The organism is Pseudomonas sp. COR18, from assembly GCF_048568395.1.
In the GTDB taxonomy this organism is placed as follows: domain Bacteria; phylum Pseudomonadota; class Gammaproteobacteria; order Pseudomonadales; family Pseudomonadaceae; genus Aquipseudomonas; species Aquipseudomonas fuscovaginae_B.
This window is the reverse complement of sequence record NZ_CP183808.1, coordinates 4756033-4782287: the sequence shown is the minus strand read 5'-3', so window position 1 is coordinate 4782287 and position 26255 is coordinate 4756033. Positions and strand designations below refer to the sequence as shown.

Here is a 26255-nt window from a genome sequence, read left to right as displayed (position 1 = left end):
CCTGTAGGGCAGCGCCTCCCGGGCCTCGGCCCGGGAGGCGAACCGGTCAGAAGCCGACGCTCGCCTGCACGAAGAACGTCCTTGGCTCACCCGCGTAAATCCCCGCGTTATTGTCGCTGGAGCGGGTGAAGTAGCGCTGGTCGAAGACGTTGCGCACTCCCGCCCCCAGCTTCAGGTTCGACAACTGCGCACCGAAGTCATACGCCCCGCGCACGTCCCAGGTCATGTAGCCGGGAATGTTGCCGTACTGTCCGTCAGCGGTCGGCTGGGTGATGTAGTTGCCGTTGAAGCTGCCGTCGGCATTGGTGCCGGTCCCCGGTGCACGCTGGGCCGACTGGGCGAAACCGTCGAGGTTGTAGGTCCAGCGGTTGATCGCATAACGCAGTCCCAGGTTGAGCACCTGGCGTGAATACAGCGGCAGGTCACGATCCTTGAACCCTGGAATGTCGCCCTGGGACGTCGCCTTGGTGTAGGTGTAGCCGGCATTCGCGGTCAGGCCGTCGAGTGCCGGGTTCAGCGCCGACAGGTCGTAGTGCACGGACGTCTCGATCCCCTGGTGCCTGGTCGCCCCCAGGTTGGTCCAGCCCACATCGTTGCTGACGTACTGCAACTCATCGGCGAAGTCGATGTAGAACAGCGTCACCTCTCCCCCCCAGATACCGCTGTCATAACGTGTACCCAGCTCGTAGGTCTTGGCCTTTTCCGGCCGCAGGCCATTGGCGGTACTGTCGCCGTTGCCGCCCTGGGCCACCTGGAAGTACTGCAGGCTGCCGAACGAGGTCTCGTAGTTGGCGAACAGCTTCCACGCATCGGAGAGGTGGTACATCACGCTCAGCGCCGGCAGCGGCTCGTTGCTCTCGACACTGCGGTTCTTCTCCTGGACCCGCACGCCGTTGGTGCCCGGCACCGGACGATCATGCCAGTCGGTGTTGATCCGCTCGAAACGGATACCCGGGGTGATGGTCCACTTGCCCACGTCGATCTTGTCGTCGATGTAGAAGGCATTGGCCTCGGTGCCACCGGTACGGTCCTGATAGATATGGCCGTCGGACGTCGAGGTCACGGTCGGTACGTTGTTGACCAGCGCCAGCCGGCTGGTCGACTCGTGCATCGCTTCGCGCAGGTAGCGGTAGCCGACGCTGACTTCCTGGCTGGTCTCGCCCAGTTCGAACACCCGCGAGGCCCGTGGCTCGACGCCAAGGGTGTAGTAGCTGCGCGGGAAGGAACCGAGGGTCTTCTGGTCACGGGCAGCGATGTTGCTGCCACGGAAACTGTCGGTGTAGTAGGTAAGCACCTCGACCTGGGTCTGGTCATCCACCTGCCGCTTGTACTTGAAGGAGATGTCCTTGCGCCGACCGGTGAAATTGTCATGGTCGCGCACCGACTGGTACGGCTTGGCATCATACTGTTGCTGGGTCAGGCCGCCGGGCATGTCCGCGTTGGCATCGTAGTAGTGCAGGTTCAGCGAAAAATCGTCGACATCGGTCGGCGCCCAGTGGGTCTTGAGCAGCACGTCGTTGATGTCGTTGCCGTTGTTGCTCTCGCGGTAGCCCTGGCCTTTCACCCCGGAATACAGCAAGGCTGCGCCGAAACCATTATCGGCGGTACCGCCGAGGAACGCCGTGTCCAGGTGCTTGACGCCACCGTAGCGGGTGGTTTCCAGGGTGGTGCCGACTTCGCCGGAGAATTTCTGCGGGATCGCCCGGGTCACGAAGTTGATCACCCCGCCGACGTTCTGCGGTCCGTAGCGCACGGAGCCGGCCCCGCGCACCACGTCGATGCTGTCCAGGTTGCCGACCGAAACCGGCGCCATCGACAGCTGTGGCTGGCCATACGGCGCGAAGGCCGCCGGTACGCCATCGATCAGCACGGTGGAGCGTGGCGACAGCCGTGAAGTCAGGCCGCGCACACCGACATTGAGGGAAATGTCGCTGCCACCGGTGCCGTTGTTTTCCTGCACCTGCACGCCGGGCACGGTCTTGAGCGCGTCCTTCACGTTCATCGCGCCCTGCTCGATCATTGCCTGGCGGCGGACCACGGTGCGCGCGCCCGGATGGTTCTGCACGATCGCCTGGTCGGCGTCACCGAGCCAGTCACCCACCACCTTGACGTCCAGCGGTGCCAGTTCCAGCGAGCCGCTGGCGGCCAGGGTGGCCGGACGCAGGGTCACCGAACCGTCCTGCAGGTCGTAGTCCAGGCCGCTGCCGCGCAAGAGCACGTTCAGCGCCTCCTCCGGCGACAGGTTGCCGTCCACCGCAGGGGCCTGCTTGCCGGCCACCAGTTGCGGATTGAAGAACACTTGCAAAGAGGTCTGCTGACCCAACTGGCTCAAGGCCGACGCCAGCGGCTGGGCCTGGATATGAATGGCGGTATCGGCCCGGGCCGCCTGGCTCAGGGTCGCCACGCCGGTCACCGCCAGCACGAGGGCCAGGGCCTGGGAGCTGGGCAGTGCACTACGGATCGCCTGGTAAAGCGCGTTGGGTTTATTGTTGTTCACGTCTGACCTTGTCCTGTTGTTCGCCAATAGATGCGAGCGTTAATGCAAACCAGTTGCAGTTGGACAGAAGACGACGAACTCGAAAAAAACCTGAATCTATTTTGAAATTATTTCCTGCGAGCCGTCGGCACGGCTGCGCACGGCCACCGGCAGGATGTTCGGCAGGGCATTGAGCAAGGCATCGGTGTCGTTGAGCTTGAACACGCTGCTCAGGCGCAGATTGCCCACCGCCGGGTTCGCCACCGTCAACGGCCTGTCCCGGTAGCGCGAGACCTCGGCGACCACGTCGGCCAGGCTGGCGTTGTTGAAGACCAGCTTGCCGCTGCGCCAAGCGGTCAGTTCCCCGGGGTCGACTGCCTGGGCCGCCGCGACATTTCCCTGGGCATCGACCCGCGTCCCGAGGCCTGCGGTGAGGCTGACGAACTCGTCGTCCCGGGCGTTGCGCCCCTGGACCCTGACCGTCCCCGCCTCGACCACCACCCGCGTCTGCGTCGGATCGCGACGCACGTCGAAGCGGGTCCCGGTCACCGTCACCTTGCCGACGCCGGTCTGCACCACGAACGGCCGGCTGCTGTCGTGCTCGACGCTGAACAGCGCCTCGCCCTGCTCCAGCTCGACGGAACGCCGATCGCGTTCATAGCTCACCCGCACCCGGCTGCGGCTGTTGAGATCGATCACCGAACCATCGGGCAGGGCCACCTGGCGACGCTCGCCGAGCACCGTGGCGAAGGTCGCACTGTAGGGCGCCGGATGATTCAGCCCGCTGAACAGGCCCAGCCCGACGGCGACCGCCAGCACTCCGGCGGCCACCGCATAACGCAGCAGCGGCCGGCGCCGCGAACGCTCCGGCGGCACCTCGCAGAGTGCCTGCAGGCGTGCCCGGGGCAACAGGTCGGTGGCACTCCAGAGCCCCTGGAGCAGGTCGAACTCCTCCTGGTGCAGCGGGTGCCGGTTACGCCAGGCATCGAACTCGGCCTGCTGCACGGCGCTCAGCGGCGCCTCCTGGACCCGCACGAACCAGGCGGCGGCCTCCTCACGCACCGTGTTGGCATCGCAGGTGCAATCACGGGTATCCATCATGGAAAGTCCTGTCCGAATGAAGTTTGCATCGCCTCGCCCATCATTGCCCCGGCTCGTCCAGACGCTCGCGCAGATGCCGCAGGGTGCGGATCATATACTTCTCGACCATGTTCTTGGACAGCCCCAGGCGTTCGGCGATCTCGGCCTGGCTCAGGCCCTCGATCTTCTGCCAGACAAACGCCTTGCGACAGTTGACGGGCAACTCGGCCAATGCCCGCTCGATGGAGTCGGCCAGCTGGATGGCGTGCATGAAATGCTCCGGGTCGCCGCTGGGCGGCGCACTGTGATCGATCGCGTCCAGTTCCAGGGCGCCGCGCCGGTCTTCGCGGCGATAGGCATCCACCGCGATGTTGCGCGCGGTCTGGTGCAGGTAGGCGCGCGGCTGCTCGACGCTGTCGGCCCGGCTTTCCAATACCCGCACGAACGTATCGTGAGCCAGGTCCTCGGCTTTCTGACGGTTGCGCAGTCGGCGGGTCCAGGTGCCGATCAATTCTTCGTAATGCTCGAAAAAGCCGGGTCTGCGAGGTGGCTGGAGGTTCATGGCGACAGGCGATGAAGGCGGGGTACGAATAATAATGCGTCCTATTAATAGCCGCAATTCATTGCAAACGCCGAGCGGACAAGCCGGCGTGAATTGGAAACATTCTTGCTTAGCGCAACGGCTCTGCTATAGCTAAACCCACTCACCTTTTCTAGTAGGGCAACGGAATGCCAGTGATCGGGGCCTGCCGAGACTCTCTGCCCTCGTATCGGAGGAAAATGGAATGGCTACGGCGAAAAAGATGAGTGTCGTACAACTGACCATGCTCACCGCGGTAAACATGCTTGGCTCCGGCATCGTGCTGCTGCCGACCAAGCTGGCGGAGGTGGGCGGCATCTCGATCCTGTCGTGGCTGGTCACCGCCACCGGCTCCCTGGCCCTGGCCTACGCCTTCGCCCGCTGCGGCATGCTCAGCCGCAAGACCGGCGGCATGGGCGGCTACGCCGAATACACCTTCGGCAAGGGCGGCAACTACATCACCAACTACACCTACGGCCTGTCGCTGCTGATCGCCAACGTGGCGATCTCGATCACCGCGGTCGGCTACATCCAGACCCTGTTCCACCTCACCCTCACGCCGGTGCAGATCTGCCTGGCCACCATCGCCCTGCTCTGGCTCACCACCTTCGCCAACTTCGGCGGCGCCAGCATCACCGGGCGCATCGGTGCGGTGACGGTCTGGGGCGTGATCGCGCCGGTGCTGTTCATTTCCACCGCGGGCTGGTTCTGGTTCGACGGCGCCAGGTACATGGCGGCCTGGAACCCCCACGACCTGAACTGGTGGCAGGCGGCCAATGCCTCGGTAGCCATTACCCTGTGGGCCTTCCTCGGCCTGGAGTCGGCCTGCGCCAACACCGATGCGGTGGAAAACCCCGAGCGTAACGTGCCCATCGCCGTGCTCGGCGGCACCCTCGGCGCGGCGGTCATCTACATCGCCTCCACCAACGCCATCGCCGGCATCGTCGACAATGCCGCGCTGGTCTCCTCCACCGCGCCGTTCGGCCTGGCCTTCGCGCAACTGTTCACGCCGACGGTGGGCAACGTGGTGATGGGCCTGATGGTGATCGCCTGCGTCGGCTCGCTGCTCGGCTGGCAGTTCACCATCGCCCAGGTGTTCAAGAGTTCCGCCGACACCGGCTACTTCATCCCGGTGTTCGCCAAGGTCAACAAGGCCGGTACGCCGATCATCGGCATGCTGATCCTGCTGGCGGCGCAGACCGCCATCGGGCTGCTGACCATCAGCCCGGACCTGTCCAAGCAATTCGATGTGCTGGTGAACCTGGCGGTGGTGACCAACCTGGTGCCATACATCCTGTCGATGGCCGCGCTGATGACCATCCAGAAAGCCGCCAACGTGCCGCCGGGCAAGGCCCTGGCCTCGAACATCGTCGCCCTGATCGCCGCGGCCTACAGCTACCTGGCGCTGTTCAGCTCCGGTGAGCAGGCGCTGATGTGGGGCGGGCTGGCGACCTTCTTCGGCTATACCCTGTTCGGCTTCGTCAACAACCGCCTGATCCGCCTGGAAACCGAAGGCCGCGTCAGCGTGCCGGTGCAATCGGTCAGCGCCCGGCACATCAGCCATGAAGAGCGGGCCGCGTCCCGCCTGGAGACCCTCCATGAGTGAGCCCCGGAGCAACCTCGGCATGCTGGCCCTGCTGGTCAGCACCGCCCCCGACAAACGCACCGTGTTCGGCCGTGCCCTTGGCCAGCTGATCACCGAAGTGGAAGAACGCTCGATCAGCGTGCTGCTGTCCGAGTCACTGCCCGACGCCACCGCCATTCTCCGTTCGGACCCGGCCATCCAGTGCCTGCTGCTGAACTGGGGCATGGACCACAGCGAAGGCCACCAGCAGTGCATCGACCTGCTGCACAACCTGCGCGAACGCAACACCCGGGTACCGGTGTTCCTGATCAGCGACCGCAGCACCGCCAGCAATATTCCGCTGGTGGTGATGCAGCACGCCGACGATTTCATCTGGCTGCCGGAAGACACCAGCCGCTTCCTCAGCGGCCGTATCCTGGCGGCCATCGAACGCTACCGCCAGGCCGTGCTGCCGCCGATGCTCGGGGCGCTGCTGCGCTTCTCGCGCTCCTACGAATACTCCTGGCACACCCCGGGCCATGCCGGCGGCACGGCGTTCCTCAAGAGCACCGCGGGCCGGGCCTTCTACGAGTACTTCGGCGAGAACCTGCTGCGCTCGGACCTGTCGATCTCGGTCGGCGAACTCGGCTCGCTGCTCGACCACTCCGGCCCCATCGGCCAGGGCGAGCGCTACGCCGCCAAGGTCTTCGGCGCGCATCGCACCTACTACGTCACCAACGGTTCCTCGACCTCGAACCGGGTGATCCTGATGGCCAGCGTCACCCGCAACCAGATCGCCCTCTGCGACCGCAACTGCCACAAGTCCGCCGAGCACGCCATGACCCTGTCCGGCGCGCTGCCCACCTACCTGCAGCCGACCCGCAACCGCTATGGCATCATCGGCCCGATCCTGCCGCAAACCTTGGAAGCCGGGGCCATCCGCGAGGCCATTGCGCGCAACCCGCTGGTCAAGCCCGGCATCGACCGGACGCCGATGCACGCGATCATCACCAACTCCACCTACGACGGCCTGTGCTACAACGTCACCCGCGTCGAGGAACTGCTCGGTGCCAGCGTCGACCGCCTGCATTTCGACGAGGCCTGGTACGGCTACGCCCGTTTCAATCCGCTGTACAAGGACCGCTTCGCCATGCACGGCGACCCGGACGAACACAACGCCGACAAGCCCACGGTGTTCGCCACCCAGTCCACCCACAAGCTGCTCGCGGCCCTCTCCCAGGCCTCGATGATCCACGTGCGCAACGGCCGCAAGGCCATCAGCCACGCACGCTTCAACGAATCGTTCATGATGCATGCCTCGACCTCGCCGAACTACGCGATCATGGCTTCGTGCGACGTCAGCTCGGCGATGATGAGCGCGCCCAGCGGGCAGATCCTTACCAACGAATCGATCGAGGAAGCCATCTCCTTCCGCCAGGTGATCGCACGCATGCATGCCGACCTGGCCAGCCAGGGGCAGTGGTTCTTCTCCTGCTGGCAGCCACCGTCGGCAAAGGTCGACGGCCAGACCGTGGACTTCCACAAGGTCGATCCAGCCCGCCTCAAGAGCGAACCGCAGCATTGGGTACTGCACCCGAACGAGCTGTGGCACGGTTTCGGCGACATCGAGGACGGCTACTGCATGCTCGACCCGATCAAGGTGTCGGTGCTCACCCCCGGCATGGGCGACGACGGCAAGCTGCTGCCGTTCGGCATCCCCGCCTGCGTGCTCAGCGCCTACCTGTCGCGCCAGGGCATCGTGGTGGAGAAGACCACCGACTTCACCATTCTCTTCCTGTTCTCCATCGGCATCACCAAGGGCAAGTGGGGCACGCTGGTCAACGCCCTGCTCGACTTCAAGCGCGACTACGACACCAACCTCGACCTGGAACTGTGCCTGCCCGACCTCGCCCAGGCGCACCCGGACCAGTACCAGCACCTGGGCCTGAAGGACCTGTGCGAGCGGATCTTCCAGGCCATGAAGCAGCACAGCACCACCAGCGCCATGGCCAACGCCTTCGCCGCCTTGCCCAAGGCGGTGTACAGCCCGGTGGAGGCCTACGAAAAACTGGTGAAGGACGAGGTGGAGCTGGTGACGCTGGAAGAAGCCACCAACCGCGTGGTCGCCACCGGTATCGTGCCCTACCCGCCCGGCATCCCGCTGTTGATGCCCGGTGAAAACGCCGGACCGCTGGACGGCCCGCAACTGACCTACCTGCGCGCCCTGGAGAGTTTCGACCGGGCGTTCCCGGCCTTCGCCCATGACACCCACGGCATCGAGAGCCAGGGCGGGGTGTACCGGCTGCTGGTCATCAAGTAGGGGAGTTGACGGCGCTTGCCGGTAGCCGATGCTGCCGGCAGGCGCCGGTCAGGCAAGCGGCCCTTGCCAGGGGTAATCCGCGGGTTCGAAGCGTTCGCGGGTGTCCATCCGGACATTGCGCAGCCTCACGGTTTCCAGGTGCGAGGCGTACAGATTTTCCGAGAAGTAGGTGCCCAGCAACGAGCGACGGTGCCCGCCGCCGATGTTCAGAGTGCCCGCATGCACCAGGTCGGCATCGAATACCAGGATGTCACCCGCCCGGCCGCAAAGCTGCACGGCGCCGGACTCGTCACTGAAGTCGACCGGTGGCGCTGCCGGCTGCGGGCGATGGCTGCCGGGGACGATCCGCGTCGCGCCGTTGTGCGGGCCGTAGTCGTCCAGATAGGCCAGGAAGTTGACGGTGTCGCCTGGCCGCAGTGCCGACAGGTCGCGGTGCAACTGCTGCTGACCGCCACCGGCCAGCGGTTCGCGGCCCTCCACCTGGGACAGGAAGAACCGCTCGCCGATCAACTCGCCAACGGCCGCCAGCACCTGTGGCAGATGGCAGACCGCCTGAACCTTCGGCTCCAGGTCCAGCAGCGAATGCCGCCAGTCCATGCCTCGCGGCACCGGCCATTGCGCCGAAGGGATGATACCCGCGTCGAACACCGCGCGAAGCTCATCCAGCCACAGTGTCGGGATCGCCTGACGCAGCAGGACATGGCCGTCCCGAAGCAGTTGCTTGCGGTCAATCATCAGGGTCCAGGCTCCGTCAGTTCGATTCCATTGCCAGCAATGTCCGGAACTGCGCGGCGCTCGTCAAGCGGTCGCATCCACCTCGCCTTCGGGCCGCGCCACCGCGGCCCGGGAGCGCCAGGCAAACACCAGCACCATCACCAGGCCCAGTGCCGCCATCGCCGCCCCCGCCAGGGAGATCGCCGGATAACCCAGCCCGGCATTGATCACCGCCCCACCCAGCGCGGCACCGATGGCGTTGCCGAAGTTGAATGCACCGATGTTCACCGCGGAGGCCAGGTTGGGCGCATCCTTGGCCGCTTCCATCACGCGCATCTGCAACGGCGGGACCAGGGCAAAACTGGCGATCCCCCAGACCAGAATAGCCACTGCGGCCGGCAACGGCCAACGCACCAGCACCGAGAACGCCAGCAACACACCGATCAGCACCATCAGCGAGACGATCAGCGTACGGTCGATCGAGCGATCCGCCGCCTTGCCGCCCCACATGTTGCCCAGGGTCAGGCCCACGCCGAACAGCACCAGCATGCCGGTAATGAAGCTGGTCGATGCATGGGTCTCACTGCTCAGGATCGGCGCGATGTAGGTGAACACGGTGAACATCGCCGCCGAGCCGACCACCGTCAGAGCCAACGCCGACAGCACCGGCCCTCGCCCCAGCACGCGAATCTCGGCCAGCAGGCCGTCGTTCTTCGGCAACGGCAGATTGGGCAGGGCGAACCACAGCGAAACCATCGCCACCAGGCCCAGGGCGGCAATGCCCCAGAACGCCGTGCGCCAGCCCATCAGCTCACCGAACCAGGTCGCCAACGGCACGCCACCAATGGTTGCCAGGGTCAGCCCCATGAACATCGCCGCCACCGCGCCCGCGCGCTTGTCCGGCGGGACCACGCTGGCCGCGACGATCGAGCCGACGCCGAAGAACGCACCGTGGTTGAGCGAGGTCACCACCCGGGCGACCAGCAGGCTTTCGTAACTGGTGGCCAGCGCCGACATCAGGTTGCCAAGGGCGAAAATCGCCATCAGGCCGATCAGCAGGTAACGCCGCGGCACCCTGACCGTGGCCAGGGTCATCAGCGGCGCACCGATCAGCACACCCATCGCATAGGCACTGACCAGCAGCCCGGCGGCGGGAATCGAAACACCGAGATCGGCCGCGATGCTCGGCAACATGCCCATGGGGGCGAACTCCGTGACACCGATGCCGAAGGCACCGATGGAGAGAGCTACAAGGGGTGGATTGATACGCATGGTTGACTCCTCATCTGTGCCGCAGATGCTACAATTCGTGACTTCCAGGCAGTAGCCCACCTTCACGACAATCACCTTTGCTTGCGAGGCACAAATGGATTTCAACGGCCGATCCGGCGAAATGGAGGTGTTCGTCAAGGTGGCGCAGGCCGGCAGCCTGTCGGCCGCCGCGCGGGCCCTGGGCCTGACCCCGTCGGCAGTGAGCCGGATCATCGCCCGCACCGAACAGCGCATCGGCACCCGCCTGCTGCTGCGTACCACCCGCGCCATCACCTTCACCGCCGAGGGCGAGGCGTACCTGCGCGGTGCACGGCGGATCCTGGCCGACATGGATGAAGTGGAGGAAGCGATAACGGACCAGGGCGTGCCAAGGGGGCGGCTGCGGGTCAGTGCGGCACTGGCCCATGGGCGACTGACCGTGGTGCCGCTGATCGCGGCCTTCAGCGCCCGCTATCCGAAGATCCTGGTCGACCTCATGCTCGGCGACGAGGTCGTCGACATCCTCGGCGGCCAGGCCGATGTCGCCCTGCGCTTCGGCCATCTGCCCGACAGCCCCCTGAGCGCCCGCTGCATCGGCGAAACCGGCCAGGTCGTGGTCGCTTCACCCGAGTATCTGGAACGCCACGGCGTTCCCCGCGAACCGGAAGACCTGCTCAAGCACAACTGCCTGCGCTTCAGCTTCCGCCGGGCCGAGCCCGACTGGCCGTTTCTGCGCGATGGACAGCATTTCTCACTGAAGATCGCCGGCAATATCGAATGCAGCAGCGGCGAGGCATTGACCCAACTGGCCCTGCTCGGCGCCGGTATCGCGCGCATCGGTGCCTTTTCGGTAGCCGACGAGTTGAAAGGCGGTCGGCTGGTACCGCTGCTGGAGGCTTACAACCCCGGGGACCGCGAGCCGATCCATGCGGTGTTCGTCGGGGGGACGGCGATGACGGCCCGGGTCCGGGTGTTCGTGGATTTCCTGCTGGAGCACCACAGGATGTGAGGGTCAATCGCCGACCAGTTCCCGGGCAATCGCTGCCAACTGCCCCCCCACGCGGGTCTTCAGGATCTCGATGAAGCGGGTGATTTTCGCGTCGACGAACTGCCGTGAGGAGTAGACGGCATACACGTTGCGCTCCTGCGTATGGTAGTCCGGCAACACCCGCACCAGCCTGCCCGAACGCAGCTCGTCAATCGCCGAGAAGCCCGCCAGCAGGCCGATGCCCGCGCCTTCGCGCACCGCCACCGCCATGGCCTCCATGTCGTTGACACTGAAGCTCGCCCCGGCCGGCACGAAGGTCGTGCTGCCGGCCTTGCTGCTCAACTGCCATTCATCCCGGGCGTAATCGACGGTGCCCAGCAGCAGGCATGAGTGATCGACCAGATCCTCCGGTTGCGCGGGAACTCCATGCGTCGCCAGGTATTCGGGGGACGCGACCAGCACACAGTGGCTGACCCCGATTTTCTGACTGACGTAGGCCGAGTCCGGCAGCGTCCGGGCGATCAGGATCGACAGGTCCAACTGGTCCTCCAGCAGGTTGGGCATGCGCTGGGACAGCAGCAGATCGACCGAGACTTGCGGGTAGTCCTGGCGATAGCCGAGCACGGCCTGGGTCACCAGGTGGCGGGCCAGCCCCGGCACGCAATGCACCCGCAACGTGCCCCTGGGCTCCTGCAGCGCACTGCCGGCCTCCGCCTCCGCGTGTTCAAGGTCGGCCAGGATCGCCGTGCAGCGCTCGTAGAACCGGCGACCGGCATCGGTGACCGACAGACGCCGCGTCGAACGCTGCAGCAGGCGGGTGTTGAGCAGCGACTCGAGCGCGGAAACGGCCCGCGACACATTGCCCACCGTCGAATCGAGGTGGTTCGCCACGGCGGTGAAGCTGCCCATCTCGACCACCCTCACGTACACCACCATGTTCGCAAACTTGTCCATGCCTAACCTCCCGATGCCCGTGCCCGGCGTGTTCGATCGATGCCATGCAGCAAGCCCGGACGGCAAGTGACGGCGGTTGGGGGCTGAGAGTACCGCATATCGCCCGGCGGATATTTCCTCTGTGCACAACAGTGCTTTCCTCCCGCCCGGCTAAATCAACGGGGTGGTCCTCCATAGACTGGATTGCACGGATCGCCTGAACGGCCTCCTCGACCCGCCGCAGCAGCGCGCAGTCCATTCCCGACATTAATGAAGGCCACAGTAATGAATACGACCTACGACTCGCTCTACCTTTTCATCGGCGGTGAATGGATCGGCACCGACGGCCGGGCGACCGCCGCCGTCATCAACCCGGCCACCGAAACCGAAATCGGCCGGGTACCGCTGGCCACCCTCGCCGACCTGGATCGCGCCCTCGACGTCGCGCAACAGAGTTTCGCCACCTGGCGCCAGACCGTGCCCGACCAGCGCGCCAAGGTACTCAAGCGGGCCGCCGACCTGATCCTGGAGCGGGCCGCGCATATCGCCGCACAAATGACCCTGGAGGAAGGCAAGCCGCTTGCCGAGGCGATGGATGAAGTCACCCGGGCCGCCGAGTACTTCGAATGGTTCGCCGAAAGCGCCCGGCGTATCGACGGGCGTGTGGTACCGGCCAACCGGCCGGGGGTGCTGCAACTGGTCAAGCGCCAGGCGATCGGCCCGGTGGCCGCCTTCACCCCGTGGAACTTCCCGGCGATCACCCCGGCCCGCAAGCTTTCGGCAGCCCTGGCAGCCGGCTGCAGCGTCATTCTCAAGCCCGGCGAGGAAAGCCCCTCCACCGCCCTGGCGCTGGCCCGGGCCCTCGACGACGCCGGCCTGCCCAAGGGTGTGCTGCAGGTGGTGTTCGGCGTGCCGGACCAGGTCTCCAGCCACCTGATCGCCTCGCCGGTCATCCGCAAGGTGACCTTCACCGGTTCGGTACCGATCGGCCGCCTGCTGTCCGCCCGGGCGGCCGAGGGGGTCAAGCCGATCACCCTCGAACTGGGCGGCCACGGGCCGGTGCTGGTATTCGACGACGCCGATGTGCAAAAGGCGGCCGTGGAAGGCGTGGCGAACCGCTTTCGCGGCACCGGCCAGGTGTGCATTTCCTCCACCCGCTTCCTGATCCAGCGCGGCGTGTACCAGCCGTTCGTCGATGCATTCGTGACCGCGACCCAGGCCCTGCGCATCGGCAATGGCCTGGATCCCCGGACCCAGGTCGGGCCGCTCGCCAACCCGAGGCAACTGGCCAAGATGGAAGAGCTGGTCGCCGATGCGGTCGCCAAGGGCGCGCGGGTGCTCGCCGGCGGAGAGCCGCTGCCAGGCCCCGGTTTCTTCTTCGCACCCACGGTGCTGGTCGATGTGCCCATGGAGGCGCGGGTCATGCACGAAGAACCCTTTGGCCCCATCGCCATCCTGATGCCGTTCGATCAGTTGGCCGACGGACTGGCAGAAGCCAATCGCCTGCCCTACGGACTGTCCGCCTACGCCTTCACCCGCGATGCCCGCACCGCCATCGACGTCGCCGATGGGCTGGAAGCCGGCATGATCGGCATCAACCAGTACCGCATCGTCGCCACCGAGCTGCCGTTCGGCGGCCTGAAGGAAAGCGGCCACGGTTCGGAAGGCGGAATCGAAGGCATCGAACACTACCTCACCCACAAATTCATCAGCCAGATCTGAGGAAAACCGACCATGAAAGCCATTACCTTCGAAACCTTCGGTGACGCCGACGTCCTGGAACTGACCGACGTGCAACGCCCCGAAGTACGTCCCACGGACCTGCTGGTGCGGGTCTACGCAGCCGGCGTCAACCGCGCCGACCTGACCCACCGCAAGGGCGGCTACGGCCGTCCGGACTTTGGCGACTCGTCGCTCATCGGCCTTGAAATCGCCGGGGAAGTCATCGAGATCGGCAGCGACGTCGTCGGCTACAAGGTCGGCGACCGGGTGATGGGCGTCGTCGGGGGTGGCGCCTATGCCGAGCTGGCCCGCCTTCACTACCGCATGGCGATGCCGATTCCGGCGCAGTTGGACTATGTGCAGGCCGCCGCCATCCCCGAAGTCTTCGTCACCGCCCACGAGGCGATGCTCCACCTGGGCCGGCTGAAGCCCGGCGACTCGGTGCTGATCCATGCCGCCGCCGGCGGCGTGGGCTCCGCTGCGGTCCAGCTGGCCTATGCCACGGGCGCCACCATTTACGCGACGACCGACGCCAGCAAGCTGTCGCGCGTCGAGCACCTGGGGGCCGACTTCGCCATCGACTACAAGGCCCGGGATTTCGCCGAGGTCATCGCGCAAAAGACCAACGGCCGGGGTGTCGACGTGGTCATCGACTTCATCGGCGAACCCTACTTCGCGCACAACATCGCTTCGCTGGCCAATGGCGGAAGGCTGGTCCAGGTCGGCATCCTGGGCGGTGGCGGCAACGTGGCACTGAAGCTCGAAGACCTCCTCTACCGTCATCTGCAGATCATCGGCACGGTGATGAAGTCCCGTAGCCAGCATGAGAAGCACGAGATGATCAGGCGTTTCCGCGAGCACTGGCTGGAGCGCTTCGAGGGCGGCGAAAGCCTGGAGCCGGTGGTCGACAGCACCTTCCCGCTGTCCCGTGCCGCCGATGCCCACCGCCGCATGGAGTCCGCTGAAAATATCGGCAAGATCATCCTGACGGTGCAGCCGGAGGACCTGCTCCCGACCCGCAACGCCCAATGATTGCGGCGTTCATCCTTTGACCGCCGCGGCAGCGCCCCATGCACATGGGGCCCTTGCCAGGATGACGGACCCTGTTATCTACTCCGTCATCCCGACATGGAGCAGGCAGGCATTCGATGGACATCCAGTTTCTCGGTCACACACAACCCCACAACCCATCTTCAGGTACCTGCGACGAGTACAGCGTGAGCGCCATAACCCGCCTCGACGAACTGGTCGAGGCCTACCGCACGCTCGCCGCCCACCATCCCGGCTTCCTCCCGCTGTTCTCGCTCGATGACCTGCACCAGGCCCGCTACACCTCGGGGCATGCGCGCCACCACATCGACCTGGACGAGGCCACGCAAGAGGACATCGCCGGGCTGCCCGAGGAATGCTTCGAGCATGGCGAATACCTGGGCTATCCGACGACGAAAGCCGAGTTCGCCATCTGCCGGCGCAACTTCACTCGTCGGGTTGCCGACGGCTCGTTCGAAGACGCTTGCGCCCATGGGCTCACCCTCGATGACGAGGCCATCCGGGAATGGGTCGCCTATCAGGACGACCCTGTGGCACTGCTCGACCAGCCGCTCTCGGCCCTGCTGGTTCCGGTCGAACATTCGTCCCAGGCGCTGGCGGCTTTTCCCAACGGCTATTTCGCCTGCGACCTGGGCCCGGCACAGAACCATGCGGTGGCGCGGCATTTCTCCCTCACGCAGGGCTATGAACTGATCGGCGTGGGCGCGGCCTACCTCGGCTTCCTCCGGGCAGAGCCGGCCGATGCAGCGGTGGCCGGCGCCGTGGCGAAGGATTTCTGTGCGCTCTACAACGTCACTGAAGAGAAACGGCAAGCCCTGGTTCCAGTGTTCGCCCAGGCGATCTGCGGCCGCCGGCATCTGTGGTTGCGCTACGTGGAGTGAACGCCGGCGACGGGCGCCATGGGTGACATCAACCGCAAGCTGTCCGTCTCTGCCCCTGCGGATCAATTTTCATCAGTTCCAGGGTTTTCAACAGTTGTTGAAAACCATCACTCCAGTGAAAACCACTTGGCTGGGCAGACGGTCCAGATCAGCCATTCGGTTCATCCGTGTCGTTGGGTCACCCAGGCGCCCCAGAACAAACTGCTGAAGAAGCGCTGGCTCTCACCAAAACCGCACGCTTGCAGCAGCTCGCAAACCGCCGCCTCCGAACGGGGCGGCTCGGCGCCCTGCATGATCCGGGCAAGCTTGGCCTTGACCTCATCCGGGCTCGCGCCCTGCTGCCGCCAGCGCTCGGCCCAGGTCTTGAGCAGCAAGGGTTGCTCGGCATAGGCGTAGTGGTTGCAGGCCACGACGAAGGGGGCGTCGACTTTCAGGCGGGCCTGGATCGAACGCAGCAGCTGTTGCTTGGCTTCGTCACCGGGCACGTGATGCAGCACGCCGATCAATGTCGCGGCATCGAAGGGCTCGTCGACCGGGAGATCATCGACGGTACCCAGGAGCAACTGCGCCTTCCCAAGCATCCCGTGGGCCCCGAGGTTCGCGGCAGCAGTCTCCAGCATGGCTGACGACGGGTCCACACCCACGAAGGTCCACGACGGCTCCAATGCTCCCATGGTGATGATTTCCTGGGCCGTGCCGCCGACACCCACGACCAGCACGCGCGCCGCGCGTCCGGTCGAAAGGCTCGCAGCCAGTATGCAGGCGCTCAACTCGTGACAGGCATCGTAGCCCGCCAGGGCCACTCGGCTTTGAATGCCATACTCTGCGGCACGTGAGACATCGAACTTCGCACTGGCACTGTGGGTTTGCGGTTTCATGATGGCCTCCGTTCATCTTGAAACCACTCTATGCCGACGCAGATAATTACTGAAATTTATAATTTTTATTCATTTCATTCCCACAAGGAATAGGAAACAGAAACATGAACCGCCGCAAGAAAATCAGCCAGTTGCTCAAAGCCCACGCGAAAAAGGCCAGCGCCAAACTGGCGCCGAAGAACAAGCCGAAATACATCAGCAAGGCCGACCGCCTGAAACTGGCCGAAGAGGCCAGCCAGGCGCAAACGCTTTCGCCCGAAAGCTGATCCAGGCCAATCGGGCGTCAGCGCGCCGCTGCCGATCTCAGGCGCTCCCCTTGAACATCGGCAGGGTGAAGCGGAACTCGGCGCCCTGCCCCGGCTCGCTGCTGGCAACGATCTGCCCGCCATGGGCATGGACGATGCCCTGGGTGATGTACAGGCCAAGGCCGGTACCGGTCGGGTTGCCCTCCTTCAGCGTCCAGTACCGGCTGAACACATGCGGCAGGTGTTCCTGGGCAATGCCCTCGCCGCTGTCACGCACGGTGAAGACGATGTCGTTGCCGGACGACTGCGCGCGCACCCCGACCGTACCCAGACGCGGCGTGAACTTGATCGCGTTGCCGACCAGGTTCGACAGCACCTGGAACAACCGCTCGGGATCGGCATGGATACGCAGGTCGGGGTCGGCCTCGAAGGAAATGCTGATGTCCTTGTCGCGCGCCAGCGGCGCCAGCAGCGATTGCGCCTCCTCGAACATCTGCCCCACATCGAGCTTGCGCGGCTTGATGGTGTAGCGTCCGGCATCGATCTTCGAGGTGTCGAGCAGGTCTTCCAGCAGCGTGTTCATGCGTCCGGCGGCCTGTTGCATGGTGTCGATGGCCGTGGAGATGCGCCGCGAGGTGTGCGGGCCGTCCGAACTGAAGGTCTTCTGCATCATGCCGCAGAGCATGGAAATCACCGTCATCGGGTTGCGCAGGTCGTGGGAGACCACAGCAACCAGATCATCGCGGGCGCGTACCGCCTCCTGCTCCCGCCGCACCTGCCGGGCCAGGTCGTTCTCCAGCGCCGAGCGACGCAGGTCGTTGGCCGCGAACAGGTCGCCATGGCTCCACTTGGTGGAGATCCCGGCCATCTCGACCTTCCAGATCTCGAATGAGGTGCGCGGACGCAGGCGTAGGCCAGTCTCGGTGTTTTCCAGGTCCAGCGGCTTGCGTGGGTTGCCGCTCCAGTTGATGCTTTCCTTGACCTCCGGGCGAAACCACAGCACGCCGTTTTCCACCGGTTTGGGCAGGCTCATGGCGAGCACGCCGCTGGCCACCTGCTGATAGCCCGCCGCCGCTGGGTAGACACTGGACAGATGATGGCAGGCGAACACCGGCTCACCGCCGGCCTGCAACCACTGGTGCAAGGCACGGATGTCCTGCGGTTGCGGGCAGTTGCCATGGCAGTGCAACTGCTTGCCCTCGATAATCGCGACACCACCGGCATCGACCAGCTTCATCAGGGTCTGTGGCTCATGGGCCAGACCGTCGAAAACGTCTTGCGCTGAGTCGACCATCGCCTGGTTGAGTCGCGCCAGGGCCTCGACCTTGGCTTCGCGTTGGCGGCTGATCTCCAGCGCTTCCATGGCACTGATCTGCAGCGACAGCACCTGGCCGATGGTCTGGCAGGCCACCCGCAATTCGTGCGGGACGTGCAGCGGCTGGCGGTTGCCGCAACTGATCAGGCCCCAGAGCTGGTCGCCCTTGAGCAGGGAAATGCTCATCGACGACAGCACGCCCATGTTCTTCATGTACTGGCAGTGGATCGGCGACACACTGCGCAGGGTCGCGAAGCTCAGGTCCAGCGGCGCTTGCGTGTCGGGACGCAGCCTGGGCACCAACGGCACCGGCTCATAGTCGGCATTGGGAATGATCCGCAGCCAATTGGTGCGATACAGCTCGCGGGCCTGCTGGGGAATGTCGGACGCCGGGAAGAACAGCCCGTTGAACAGTTCCATGGACGGCGAAGACGCTTCGGCGATCACCTGGCCGTGGCCTTCTTCCTCGAAACGGTAGATCAGCACCCGGTCGTAACCGGTCATTGCCTGCAGTTCCTTGACGCAGATGTCGTACAGCGCCTGCAGCGACGTCGCCGCCTGCAGCCGTTGCAGCATCCGCCCCAGATGGGTCTGGTTGCCGGCCACGTTGAGGGAACGGAAGTTCTCGACGTGGATTTCCAGCTCCAGGATCAGCACGCCATCATGCCGATGCAGCAAGCCCTCGAACGTGGTGCCGTTGAGGTGGAAATACAACGGCGGCGCATCGAAGAAGGCCGGTTGCTGCAACGCTTCGCGTACGGCCGCGGTGGGCTCGTCGCCGATCAGGCTGGCCAGGGGTTGGCCGATCAGTGTCTGCGGCGCACGGCCGAGCAGGGTTTCGACGTTGGCGCTGATCTGGATGATCTCCAGCGCCGGCTCGCCCAGGGTCAGCAGCAGGCCGTGGGGCTGGATGGCACCGGGGAAACGGATCGGTTCGTTGGCACAGTTGGCCAGCAACTCTTCGAATGCTTCCTGATCTTGCGGGCTCATGCCAGTACCTCCCGGCTTTCGAGCCAGTGCTCGAAACGGCTGAATGTGGAGTGTGCTGCCGTGACGACGGCCTCGCGCTCGACCGCGTCCAGGGGACGGCTGCCCAGGTACTCGATGAAATCGCGCCAGCGCCGCCCCGTGGCGTCGCCGTAGACCTGCAGAAACGCCGCGCCGCTGTCAGCCTCAATGCCCAGGCGCCTGGACACTTCGCGGCGCAGGATCTGCCCGCCGAGCGTGGCTCCCTCCAGGACGTACAGCACGCCCAGGCAGGCGGCCCCGGAATCGATCCGCGGCAATGCCTGGCAGATCGGCAAACGGTCGATGGCCTCGGCCGACAGCCCCAGGCTGTGCAGGTCACCGCGCAGGGTCTGTGCCTTGAGGCGCGGGGTGAGATCAAAATCGTCAGGGAGTGCGCTGCTGTTGCGCAGGGCCTGTTCCAGCGGCTGATAGAAGCCATAGTAGGCCTGCATCAGTTGTTGAAAGGCATTGGAGTCAAAAGTATCGGAGAAAAAGGGAAGACGTTTTTCCAGTGCGATATGTCGTTCGGCCGTACCGGTTCGCAGTTCCTGCAGAACCGGGGGTACATGAACTTCGCGGGCCGTTGCTTGCATTTAGATCGCTCTTGATGGGACCGCCGAGAGGCATGGGGAGGTGGCGGCGAATCGAATCAATCTATCACGGTAGACCACGACACTGACTCAATAGTTAGTTTTTCCTGTCGGAAAAACTGACAGCACCCGAGTCGGACAAAGGCGAATTTTTTGAACTCCTCCGCCTACGCAAAACTCCATCGCTATGAGACCCCGTCAGCGAACAGGAGTGACCATGACGACCCAAGCCCTGCAAGGCACAGCTGGCGCCTCAGTGGACGAGCGCTGCTACAGCACCGACATCCCCGCGCGCCTCGACCGCCTGCCGTGGACCCGTTTCCACACCTTGCTGGTCCTGGCGCTGGGCATCACCTGGTTGCTCGACGGCCTGGAAGTGACCCTGGCCGGGGCCGTCTCCGGGGCGCTCAAGGACAGCCTGGCCATGAGCAATACCGAGATCGGCCTGGCCGGTGCCGCCTACATCGCCGGCGCGGTGCTCGGCGCGCTGTTCTTCGGCTGGCTGACCGACCGCCTCGGCCGGCGCAAGCTGTTCTTCATCACCCTGTTCCTGTACATCGGCGCCACAGCGGCCACGGCCTTTTCCTGGGACCTGTGGAGCTTTTTGCTGTTCCGTTTCCTCACCGGCGCCGGCATCGGCGGCGAATACACCGCGATCAACTCGACCATCCAGGAATTCACCCCGGCCCGCTACCGCGGCTGGGTCGACCTGACCATCAACGGCACCTTCTGGATCGGTGCCGCCCTGGGCGCCGTCGGCTCGGTGGTGCTGCTCGACCCGGCGGTGGCCGGCGGCGAACTCGGCTGGCGGCTGTGCTTCGGCATCGGCGCGGCACTCGGGCTGATCATCCTGCTGATGCGCCTGTGGGTCCCGGAAAGCCCGCGCTGGCTGATGATCCACAACCAGCCGGAAGAAGCCGAGCGCATCGTCGCCGAGATCGAGCGCCATTACCGCGAGCGCGGCATCGAGGTGCCTGCGCTGCAGGAGCCACCGCTGCGCCTGCACGCCCGTGATCACACGCCGTTGCGCGAGGTGTTCCACAGCCTGTTCGTCGACCACCGCCGCCGGGCGCTGGTCGGCCTGACCCTGCTGACCGCCCAGGCGTTCTTCTACAACGCGATCTTCTTCACCTATGCGCTGGTGCTCACCGATTTCTACCACGTGCCTTCGGCCCAGATCGGCTGGTACCTGCTGCCCTTCGCCCTCGGCAACTTCTGCGGGCCGCTGCTGCTCGGACGGCTGTTCGACGTGGTGGGCCGACGCATCATGATCAGCAGCACCTATCTGATTTCCGGTGTGTTGCTGTGTCTGAGCGGCTACCTGTTCCAGCAGCAGCTGATCGACGCCACCCAACAGACCATCGCCTGGGTAGTGATTTTCTTCTTCGCCTCGGCGGCGGCCAGCTCGGCCTACCTGACTGTGGCCGAGACCTTCCCGCTGGAGATCCGCGCGTTGGCCATCGCCGTGTTCTACGCCTTCGGCACCGGCCTGGGCGGTTTGATCGGCCCGACGCTGTTCGGCGCGCTGATCGAGACCGGGCAGCGGACCAATGTGCTGTATGGCTATCTGATCGGTGCGGCGTTAATGATCGGCGCGGCAGCAGTGCAGGCGATCTGGGGTGTGGCGGCAGAGCGGCGGTCGCTGGAGCATGTCGCCAGGCCACTGTCGCAGGTGAATGATTGAACGATCAGAAGCTCAACAGACCGCCAGTCGATTCCGGCCTGCTTCCTTTGCGCTGTAGAGCGCCTCGTCTGCGGCGTTGAGTAACGATTGCAGGGGATCCGCAACGGCTTGCCGAAGCTCGGTGACACCCATGCTGATCGTGATATGGCCGTCAGGGCTGCTTTCGTGAGGGATATTGTGCTGGTTCAAGCGCTCGATCATCAGTTGCGCGACCACCGACGCCCCTTCGATCTCCGTATTGGGCAGAATGACCACCAGCTCCTCGCCGCCATAACGCGCAAGCAGGTCGCAGGGGCGACGAATGCACGTGGAAAGGACAGCGCTGACCGTTTGAAGGCATGCGTCGCCAGCAGGATGCCCATACCTGTCGTTGTACAGCTTGAAGTAATCGATATCGATCATCAGCAACGCCAACGGCGTCCTGTCCCGCTGGGCGCGATTGACTTCCACCAGCAGCCTTTCATCGAAACAACGCCGATTGGCGAGCCCCGTCAGCGCGTCATCCATCGCCATTCGAGCGAGCTGATGGTTTTTCTCCAGCAACTGGCTTTGCACGACCCGCAACTCTTCCTCGACGTGATTGCGACGACGAATGTCGCAAATCAGCAGCACCCCGATGAATCCGGTCAGCATCAACAGTCCGGCCACCACCATGAATGACAGCATCGCTTCAAGACGCCATGCAGCCAACGCCTCATCCTTGCCAAGGGCGACTGTCGTCACCAGGGGCAGGGTTTCGCTTTTACGGAAAGCGTAGAGCCTGTCGACACCGTCCAGGCTGGAGGTGAACGAGGCATTTCCCACATTCCGATCAGCCAGATACTTCTCCCGAATGGGTGAGTTCGAGAAGCTGCGCGCCATGTCCTCCTCGCGAAACGGATAACGAACCAGTATCGAACCGTCGGTATACGACAAGCCAATTGCGCCGTCCCGCCCTACATCGATAGCCCCGAACAGCCGCAGGAAGTTTTCAATTCCCAGGGTGACCGCCACCACCCCGGCAAAGTCGCCTTTGCGATCATTGAAACGGCGGCTAATGGTGATCACCCACTCCTGTTTCAACCGGCAGCGAATGGGCGGGCCGATGAAGGGCTCCCGCGAGGGATCGTCACGATGGTGAATGAAGAAGGCCCGATCACTGCTGTTGAGGCCGGTCGGAATTGGCTGGCTGGATGACACCATCCAGCGACCTTGCCTGTCGTAGATGGTGATACCGCTCATCTGCGGCATAAGCGGCAATTGCCGACTGACCAGGGTGTTCAATCGCTCAATTTGCGCAGAATCGATCCCCTCGGTTTCCAGACGCTCGACCAGGCCCAGTAAAAGAAGCGAGCTTTGCCTGACGATGCCCTCCGAATACGTTGAAAGCGCTTGAGCCAGGTTCAATCCATGAACGTTGATTTCATCCAGCGCCTGTTCCCTGGAAGCGATCACCTTCCAGAAGGCCAGAGAGGCAAGGGAACAACCGATCACTGACAACAGAACTACAACAAGCTGGATGTCACGCTTCACGTCAATACCCGATGGAAATTCCGATTTCTCTGGCCGGCTGCTTGTGCCCTCGGGCCTTGGCAGGTTCCCACTGAGCGATCAGTTGATTCATGGTTAAAATAACTAACTGGTTCGATACTTTTGAAACTATAACCGACCTGCGTAGGATTGTCTGACAAGAATATGACAAAAACATGTATCACAACTGTCGCACAAGGAAGCCTCTGAAGCACGCCTCAATTGCAGCCATCCGGACATGCCTGAGTCGCCGCCCTCTACCATCACGGCCCCGTAGGGTCCGCCCGTTGGGGGCTGTTCAGCGTGTTTGCACCAGGCAAGGACCTCAATCTCAACCTGAGCACCCACGCTCCGGCGTCACGCGTATCAGGTGCCTTGCGCAAAAGCTGCTCCCGGCCATAGCTGCATTCACGAAAACAATCCCAAACTATCATCCGTGGCAATCACCGCCCCCGTCACCGCCGCAGCCGTCACGCCTGCCGCCACAGCAACCGGCACCACCGAATCCCCCACCGAAGAGGACGGCGACGAACCTGAATCCCTCGATTCCGCTGGCCCCGACTCATTCGGCTCGCCACTGAGTTCCCGGCCAAACGCCTCAACGTCACGCTTCGCCTCCTCCACCGTATCAAGCACCAGCGTCCGCAAGCTCGTCGTGACATCCGTCGCCCAGTAAATCAGCAGATCCAGCGGATTGTCCCGGCTTCCCGGCAACCGATCGTCCACCGTCGTCGTGCGACCCGGCTCATTGGCGTATCGCGACGAGGACGAATAATCCCGATCCGGGGTATATGGCCGGTCATCGTCCCGGCGAGCCGCCCGGGCCAGCGAGGCCAAATGCCGAACCTGCTCCTGTACCTGCGGTGGCAACGGCGCGCCCTGCTGCCTGGCCTGTCGCAGCAACGTCAGCAGTTCCCCGGTCGCCTTGCGTTGGGCCTGTAGCCCGTCGCGCTGCGCCGCCACCTGCCCGATCTCGTCGTCGCGCTCGCACAGCCCGGCATACTGGAGTTGGTCGAGGTGGCTGGCCAGCCGGGTCTGCAACAGTGCCAGGGTGTGGGCGTAATCCCTGCTGGCAAACAGCCCGAGAAACTTGCGCTGGCTGTCGAAGCTCTCCTGCACCTGCAACGTGACGAACCCCGGCACCTGCTCGCGCAGCCTTGCCAAGACCCTGCCGGACAGCTTCGGCAGCAGGTCATAGGTCACCTGGGTCAGGTAGGCCTTGCGCTGGCGCGCCAGTTTGTCGATGGCGCGTTCGTTGTCCCGGGCGCGCTGTTCGAGGGTTGCCAGCACGTCGCTCAATTCGGCGATGGCATCGTCCAGGTCCGGGTTATGGAACTCGTTCATGCAGGGTTCTCCTGAAGCGCCTGATGGCCATCTTCGCGACGGCTGGCAAAGTAGTTGGCGAAATACTGCCGCAGCCCCGGCTTGTCCATGCCCTCGGCCCATTCCAGCGGGGCGCCGGGGGCGATCTGCAAGTCGGTCCAGGGGTCGAAGCCGAGGTCGGTGATGTCGTGCATACGCAGGAAGTAGCGGCGGTTCACGGCATCGCCGTGCCACAGATGGCGGATGCGCCCCGGCACCACGCCGAGGCGACCCTGGACGCGCTGGTGGAAGCGCCGGCCCCAGGCCTTGAGGTGATCGATCTGCCGCGGGTCGTGCTTGAGGGCGTTGCGGATGCAGAAGTTGTAGTCGTCGAAGATCGCATGGGCCATGAAGTGGTCGGCGCTGCCGGAGACGGCGCACTCGTAGAGGCCCACTTCATCGAAGATCTCGCGGCGCATGGCCCAACCGTAGCCGGTGTGGCCGTGCAGATCATAGCGGCCGGCGTCCAGGCTGTCGGGCTGGCGCTGCATGACCGCCGCGAAGGAATGCGCGATATCGGCGGTGGCACCCTCGACGTTGCCACGCTCCAGGCGCAGGCAGCTTTCGAAGACCTGGGCCACCGGATACTCGTGCAGCACACGTACCAGGTCGCGGGCCCAGGACGGGTTGTCGAAGAGGATGTCGCAGTCGAGCCAGGCGACATGGCGGCAACTGCCTGGCAGCCAGGAGGCGGCCAGATTGAGCAGGCGCTCCTTCTGCCAGAGCAGCGTGCGGGCGCGGACCTGGATCACGTCCAGACTCGGTGGCAGCTCGAAGGGTTCATCGCCGAAGGCGCATTCGACGGTGATGCAGGTCACCCCGGCCCGGCGCATGCCGGCAATGAACAGGTCGTAGTTGCTCCGGCGGGTGGCGTAGCCGCAGGGGTTGAAGTAGGTAGTGATGACAACAAGCCCGTTCACTAATTGGTTTCCCGGTAAACCGGGCGCCCGCATGGGCGCCCATAACAAAAACAGTGGGGATAGTGCAATGCACGGAGAGGCTGCGCCTAGCGCTTTCTGCAAACTGGGCCGTCGAATGTGACCCATTGCTCAAGCTGCCTTGGAGTGCCAGACATCAACGCTCATCACCGAAACATTCCAATATCCGGCATTTGCCGGCTACAATATGGCAAATGCCGATAGTTTCGGGAGGTGTTTCATGTTGGCCGAAGTGATGCGGGAACCCACCTATGGGGTCTATCGGAGCCGCCTGGAGTACCTGCTGCAGATTCCGACCGACGCCAGCGATCTGGAGATTCACGAGATGATCCAGTTCGGTTTCGATGCCGAACGGTTGATGAAGCTCTGCGATCAAGGCGACGTCACGCCGCTGGAGCGCGACCGGATCATCCCGCTCAAAACCTTGAAGACGCGGATCGCCAAGGAACAGAAGTTGACGGTCGACGAGAGTGATCGGTTGTTCCGTGCCGCGCATATCACCGCAATGGCCTCTGCCATTTTCGGCGATGACCAGAAGGCCAGGCGCTGGTTGTCCAAACCCAAGGAGCGCTTTTCTGGCAGCAGTCCCATGGCGATGTTCTCGACCATCCAGGGCACCCGCCAGGTCGAGGAGATGCTGATTCAACTGGCAGAGGGTTTTAGCTTTTGATCCTCTGGAGAATCAGTGCGTTTGCCGACCTGAGTGGTCGTGGTGGCCTGCTCGCCAGCGGGCGTTGGCACTCAGCCGGCAGGCCGGTGGTCTACTTGGCCGGGACGCCGGCCGGAGCGATGTTGGAAATTCTGGTCCATCTGGAGGTGGATCAGGAGGATTTCCCACAAACCCTGCAATTGCTCAAGGTGGAGATCGCGGACGATGCCAGCCAGTGGCAGCCACCGACGCTGAAGGCAGAATGGGCTGATGACCTGCGCTACACTAAGAAACTGGGAGATACCTTTCTCTTGAGTAGCCCGGCACTGCTGATGCCGGTCCCCAGTGTGATCATGCCGCATACCCAAAACTACCTGTTCAATCCGCTGCACCAGGAGTCGACGAAGGCTACTTTAAGCAGCGAAACATTCAGGCTGGATAACCGCCTGCTCAAGAAATTTCACACAGGCTGATTGGCCTTTCATGCAGGGAGCCTCCCTCGGCTCCCTCCAACAAGT

At 64.1% G+C, this 26255-nt stretch carries 22 protein-coding genes; 10 read left to right on the top strand and 12 right to left on the bottom strand.

All coding sequences use genetic code 11. The features are described 5' to 3' along the window. Positions 1–46: 46 nt before the first annotated feature. The 3 genes from ACM62G_RS21895 to ACM62G_RS21885 form a co-directional block, all read right to left on the bottom strand. On the bottom strand, positions 47–2461 hold the full coding sequence (locus tag ACM62G_RS21895) for a TonB-dependent siderophore receptor (RefSeq protein ID WP_419737546.1): 2415 nt from the start codon (positions 2459–2461) through the stop codon (positions 47–49). Positions 2462–2593: 132 nt separating this feature from the next. Beyond that, positions 2594–3577 (bottom strand): FecR family protein, encoded by a 984-nt coding sequence (locus ACM62G_RS21890; protein ID WP_419735545.1) that lies wholly within the window; start codon positions 3575–3577, stop codon positions 2594–2596. Between the two features lie 40 nt (positions 3578–3617). Further along, complete coding sequence (locus ACM62G_RS21885) at positions 3618–4118, bottom strand: sigma-70 family RNA polymerase sigma factor (protein ID WP_054060269.1); 501 nt, start codon at positions 4116–4118, stop codon at positions 3618–3620. 223 nt (positions 4119–4341) lie between these two features. On the opposite strand from ACM62G_RS21885, the gene potE reads away from it, so the two are divergent. Then, positions 4342–5742, top strand: coding sequence for a putrescine-ornithine antiporter (gene potE, locus ACM62G_RS21880; protein WP_273822512.1), 1401 nt, complete (start codon positions 4342–4344; stop codon positions 5740–5742). Beyond that, complete coding sequence (locus ACM62G_RS21875) at positions 5735–8020, top strand: Orn/Lys/Arg decarboxylase N-terminal domain-containing protein (RefSeq protein ID WP_054060267.1); 2286 nt, start codon at positions 5735–5737, stop codon at positions 8018–8020. Before potE ends, ACM62G_RS21875 begins: the two co-directional genes overlap by 8 nt. A 48-nt stretch (positions 8021–8068) precedes the next feature. On the opposite strand, the gene ACM62G_RS21870 is transcribed toward ACM62G_RS21875, so the two are convergent. Both ACM62G_RS21870 and ACM62G_RS21865 read right to left on the bottom strand, forming a co-directional pair. Then, the gene (locus tag ACM62G_RS21870) at positions 8069–8755 is read right to left on the bottom strand and encodes a phytanoyl-CoA dioxygenase family protein (RefSeq protein WP_419735544.1); all 687 of its coding nucleotides are present in this window, start codon (positions 8753–8755) and stop codon (positions 8069–8071) included. Between the two features lie 63 nt (positions 8756–8818). Then, entirely contained in the window at positions 8819–10006 is a 1188-nt protein-coding gene (locus tag ACM62G_RS21865) for an MFS transporter (protein ID WP_419735543.1), read from the bottom strand. A 94-nt stretch (positions 10007–10100) separates the two neighbouring features. Here ACM62G_RS21865 and ACM62G_RS21860 point away from each other — a divergent pair, with 94 nt between their 5' ends. Beyond that, positions 10101–10994, top strand: coding sequence for a LysR family transcriptional regulator (locus ACM62G_RS21860; protein ID WP_273822516.1), 894 nt, complete (start codon positions 10101–10103; stop codon positions 10992–10994). 3 nt (positions 10995–10997) lie between these two features. Here ACM62G_RS21860 and ACM62G_RS21855 read toward each other — a convergent pair whose 3' ends face one another. After that, on the bottom strand, positions 10998–11927 hold the full coding sequence (locus tag ACM62G_RS21855) for a LysR family transcriptional regulator (RefSeq protein ID WP_419735542.1): 930 nt from the start codon (positions 11925–11927) through the stop codon (positions 10998–11000). A gap of 264 nt (positions 11928–12191) precedes the next feature. Here ACM62G_RS21855 and ACM62G_RS21850 point away from each other — a divergent pair, with 264 nt between their 5' ends. The 3 genes from ACM62G_RS21850 (at position 12192) to ACM62G_RS21840 (ending at position 15559) form a co-directional block, all read left to right on the top strand. Beyond that, complete coding sequence (locus ACM62G_RS21850) at positions 12192–13628, top strand: NAD-dependent succinate-semialdehyde dehydrogenase (protein ID WP_419735541.1); 1437 nt, start codon at positions 12192–12194, stop codon at positions 13626–13628. Between the two features lie 12 nt (positions 13629–13640). Then, entirely contained in the window at positions 13641–14660 is a 1020-nt protein-coding gene (locus tag ACM62G_RS21845) for an NAD(P)H-quinone oxidoreductase (protein WP_419735540.1), read from the top strand. 116 nt (positions 14661–14776) lie between these two features. Continuing rightward, positions 14777–15559 carry a hypothetical protein gene (locus tag ACM62G_RS21840; RefSeq protein WP_419735539.1) on the top strand — a complete coding sequence of 261 codons (783 nt, stop codon included), beginning with the start codon at positions 14777–14779 and terminating at the stop codon, positions 15557–15559. A 161-nt stretch (positions 15560–15720) separates the two neighbouring features. Here ACM62G_RS21840 and ACM62G_RS21835 read toward each other — a convergent pair whose 3' ends face one another. Beyond that, the gene (locus tag ACM62G_RS21835; RefSeq protein ID WP_419735538.1) at positions 15721–16437 is read right to left on the bottom strand and encodes a class I SAM-dependent methyltransferase; all 717 of its coding nucleotides are present in this window, start codon (positions 16435–16437) and stop codon (positions 15721–15723) included. 104 nt (positions 16438–16541) lie between these two features. On the opposite strand from ACM62G_RS21835, the gene ACM62G_RS21830 reads away from it, so the two are divergent. After that, complete coding sequence (locus ACM62G_RS21830) at positions 16542–16703, top strand: DUF2986 domain-containing protein (protein WP_081006064.1); 162 nt, start codon at positions 16542–16544, stop codon at positions 16701–16703. A gap of 37 nt (positions 16704–16740) precedes the next feature. Here the strand turns inward: ACM62G_RS21830 and ACM62G_RS21825 are convergent, their stop codons facing one another. Both ACM62G_RS21825 and ACM62G_RS21820 read right to left on the bottom strand, forming a co-directional pair. Then, positions 16741–18987: an ATP-binding protein gene (locus tag ACM62G_RS21825; RefSeq protein ID WP_273822526.1), complete on the bottom strand. Its 2247-nt coding sequence runs from the start codon at positions 18985–18987 to the stop codon at positions 16741–16743. Beyond that, positions 18984–19598 carry a biliverdin-producing heme oxygenase gene (locus ACM62G_RS21820; protein ID WP_419735537.1) on the bottom strand — a complete coding sequence of 205 codons (615 nt, stop codon included), beginning with the start codon at positions 19596–19598 and terminating at the stop codon, positions 18984–18986. The genes ACM62G_RS21825 and ACM62G_RS21820 overlap by 4 nt, the downstream gene beginning before the upstream one ends. Positions 19599–19812: 214 nt before the next feature. Here ACM62G_RS21820 and ACM62G_RS21815 point away from each other — a divergent pair, with 214 nt between their 5' ends. Beyond that, positions 19813–21279 carry an MFS transporter gene (locus tag ACM62G_RS21815; protein ID WP_419735536.1) on the top strand — a complete coding sequence of 489 codons (1467 nt, stop codon included), beginning with the start codon at positions 19813–19815 and terminating at the stop codon, positions 21277–21279. Positions 21280–21291: 12 nt separating this feature from the next. Here ACM62G_RS21815 and ACM62G_RS21810 read toward each other — a convergent pair whose 3' ends face one another. From ACM62G_RS21810 to ACM62G_RS21800, 3 genes are all read right to left on the bottom strand, one after another. Next, entirely contained in the window at positions 21292–22791 is a 1500-nt protein-coding gene (locus tag ACM62G_RS21810; RefSeq protein ID WP_054060255.1) for a sensor domain-containing diguanylate cyclase, read from the bottom strand. A 405-nt stretch (positions 22792–23196) separates the two neighbouring features. Beyond that, positions 23197–24132, bottom strand: a complete 936-nt coding sequence (locus tag ACM62G_RS21805; protein ID WP_419735535.1) for a hypothetical protein — start codon at positions 24130–24132, stop codon at positions 23197–23199. Beyond that, positions 24129–25070: a hypothetical protein gene (locus tag ACM62G_RS21800; RefSeq protein WP_419735534.1), complete on the bottom strand. Its 942-nt coding sequence runs from the start codon at positions 25068–25070 to the stop codon at positions 24129–24131. The genes ACM62G_RS21805 and ACM62G_RS21800 overlap by 4 nt, the downstream gene beginning before the upstream one ends. Positions 25071–25308: 238 nt before the next feature. Between ACM62G_RS21800 and ACM62G_RS21795 the strand changes: the two genes are divergently transcribed. Both ACM62G_RS21795 and ACM62G_RS21790 read left to right on the top strand, forming a co-directional pair. Continuing rightward, a complete protein-coding gene (locus ACM62G_RS21795; protein ID WP_419735533.1) occupies positions 25309–25758 on the top strand; it encodes an antitoxin Xre/MbcA/ParS toxin-binding domain-containing protein in 450 nt (149 codons plus the stop codon). Further along, positions 25755–26210, top strand: coding sequence for an RES family NAD+ phosphorylase (locus ACM62G_RS21790; protein WP_054060251.1), 456 nt, complete (start codon positions 25755–25757; stop codon positions 26208–26210). Before ACM62G_RS21795 ends, ACM62G_RS21790 begins: the two co-directional genes overlap by 4 nt. The last annotated feature ends 45 nt before the right edge of the window (positions 26211–26255 follow it).

Excerpts from the sequence above, each read along its gene's own strand:
- ACM62G_RS21795 (WP_419735533.1), top strand. The coding sequence starts at position 25,309 with ATGTTGGCCGAAGTGATGCGGGAACCCACCTATGGGGTCTATCGGAGC.
- ACM62G_RS21865 (WP_419735543.1), bottom strand. The coding sequence starts at position 10,006 with ATGCGTATCAATCCACCCCTTGTAGCTCTCTCCATCGGTGCCTTCGGC.
- ACM62G_RS21820 (WP_419735537.1), bottom strand. The coding sequence starts at position 19,598 with ATGCAAGCAACGGCCCGCGAAGTTCATGTACCCCCGGTTCTGCAGGAA.
- ACM62G_RS21805 (WP_419735535.1), bottom strand. The coding sequence starts at position 24,132 with ATGAACGAGTTCCATAACCCGGACCTGGACGATGCCATCGCCGAATTG.
- ACM62G_RS21885 (WP_054060269.1), bottom strand. The coding sequence starts at position 4,118 with ATGAACCTCCAGCCACCTCGCAGACCCGGCTTTTTCGAGCATTACGAA.
- ACM62G_RS21855 (WP_419735542.1), bottom strand. The coding sequence starts at position 11,927 with ATGGACAAGTTTGCGAACATGGTGGTGTACGTGAGGGTGGTCGAGATG.
- ACM62G_RS21860 (WP_273822516.1), top strand. The coding sequence starts at position 10,101 with ATGGATTTCAACGGCCGATCCGGCGAAATGGAGGTGTTCGTCAAGGTG.
- ACM62G_RS21840 (WP_419735539.1), top strand. The coding sequence starts at position 14,777 with ATGGACATCCAGTTTCTCGGTCACACACAACCCCACAACCCATCTTCA.
- ACM62G_RS21845 (WP_419735540.1), top strand. The coding sequence starts at position 13,641 with ATGAAAGCCATTACCTTCGAAACCTTCGGTGACGCCGACGTCCTGGAA.
- potE (WP_273822512.1), top strand. The coding sequence starts at position 4,342 with ATGGCTACGGCGAAAAAGATGAGTGTCGTACAACTGACCATGCTCACC.
- ACM62G_RS21825 (WP_273822526.1), bottom strand. The coding sequence starts at position 18,987 with ATGAGCCCGCAAGATCAGGAAGCATTCGAAGAGTTGCTGGCCAACTGT.
- ACM62G_RS21835 (WP_419735538.1), bottom strand. The coding sequence starts at position 16,437 with ATGAAACCGCAAACCCACAGTGCCAGTGCGAAGTTCGATGTCTCACGT.
- ACM62G_RS21875 (WP_054060267.1), top strand. The coding sequence starts at position 5,735 with ATGAGTGAGCCCCGGAGCAACCTCGGCATGCTGGCCCTGCTGGTCAGC.
- ACM62G_RS21815 (WP_419735536.1), top strand. The coding sequence starts at position 19,813 with ATGACGACCCAAGCCCTGCAAGGCACAGCTGGCGCCTCAGTGGACGAG.
- ACM62G_RS21850 (WP_419735541.1), top strand. The coding sequence starts at position 12,192 with ATGAATACGACCTACGACTCGCTCTACCTTTTCATCGGCGGTGAATGG.
- ACM62G_RS21890 (WP_419735545.1), bottom strand. The coding sequence starts at position 3,577 with ATGATGGATACCCGTGATTGCACCTGCGATGCCAACACGGTGCGTGAG.
- ACM62G_RS21830 (WP_081006064.1), top strand. The coding sequence starts at position 16,542 with ATGAACCGCCGCAAGAAAATCAGCCAGTTGCTCAAAGCCCACGCGAAA.
- ACM62G_RS21870 (WP_419735544.1), bottom strand. The coding sequence starts at position 8,755 with ATGATTGACCGCAAGCAACTGCTTCGGGACGGCCATGTCCTGCTGCGT.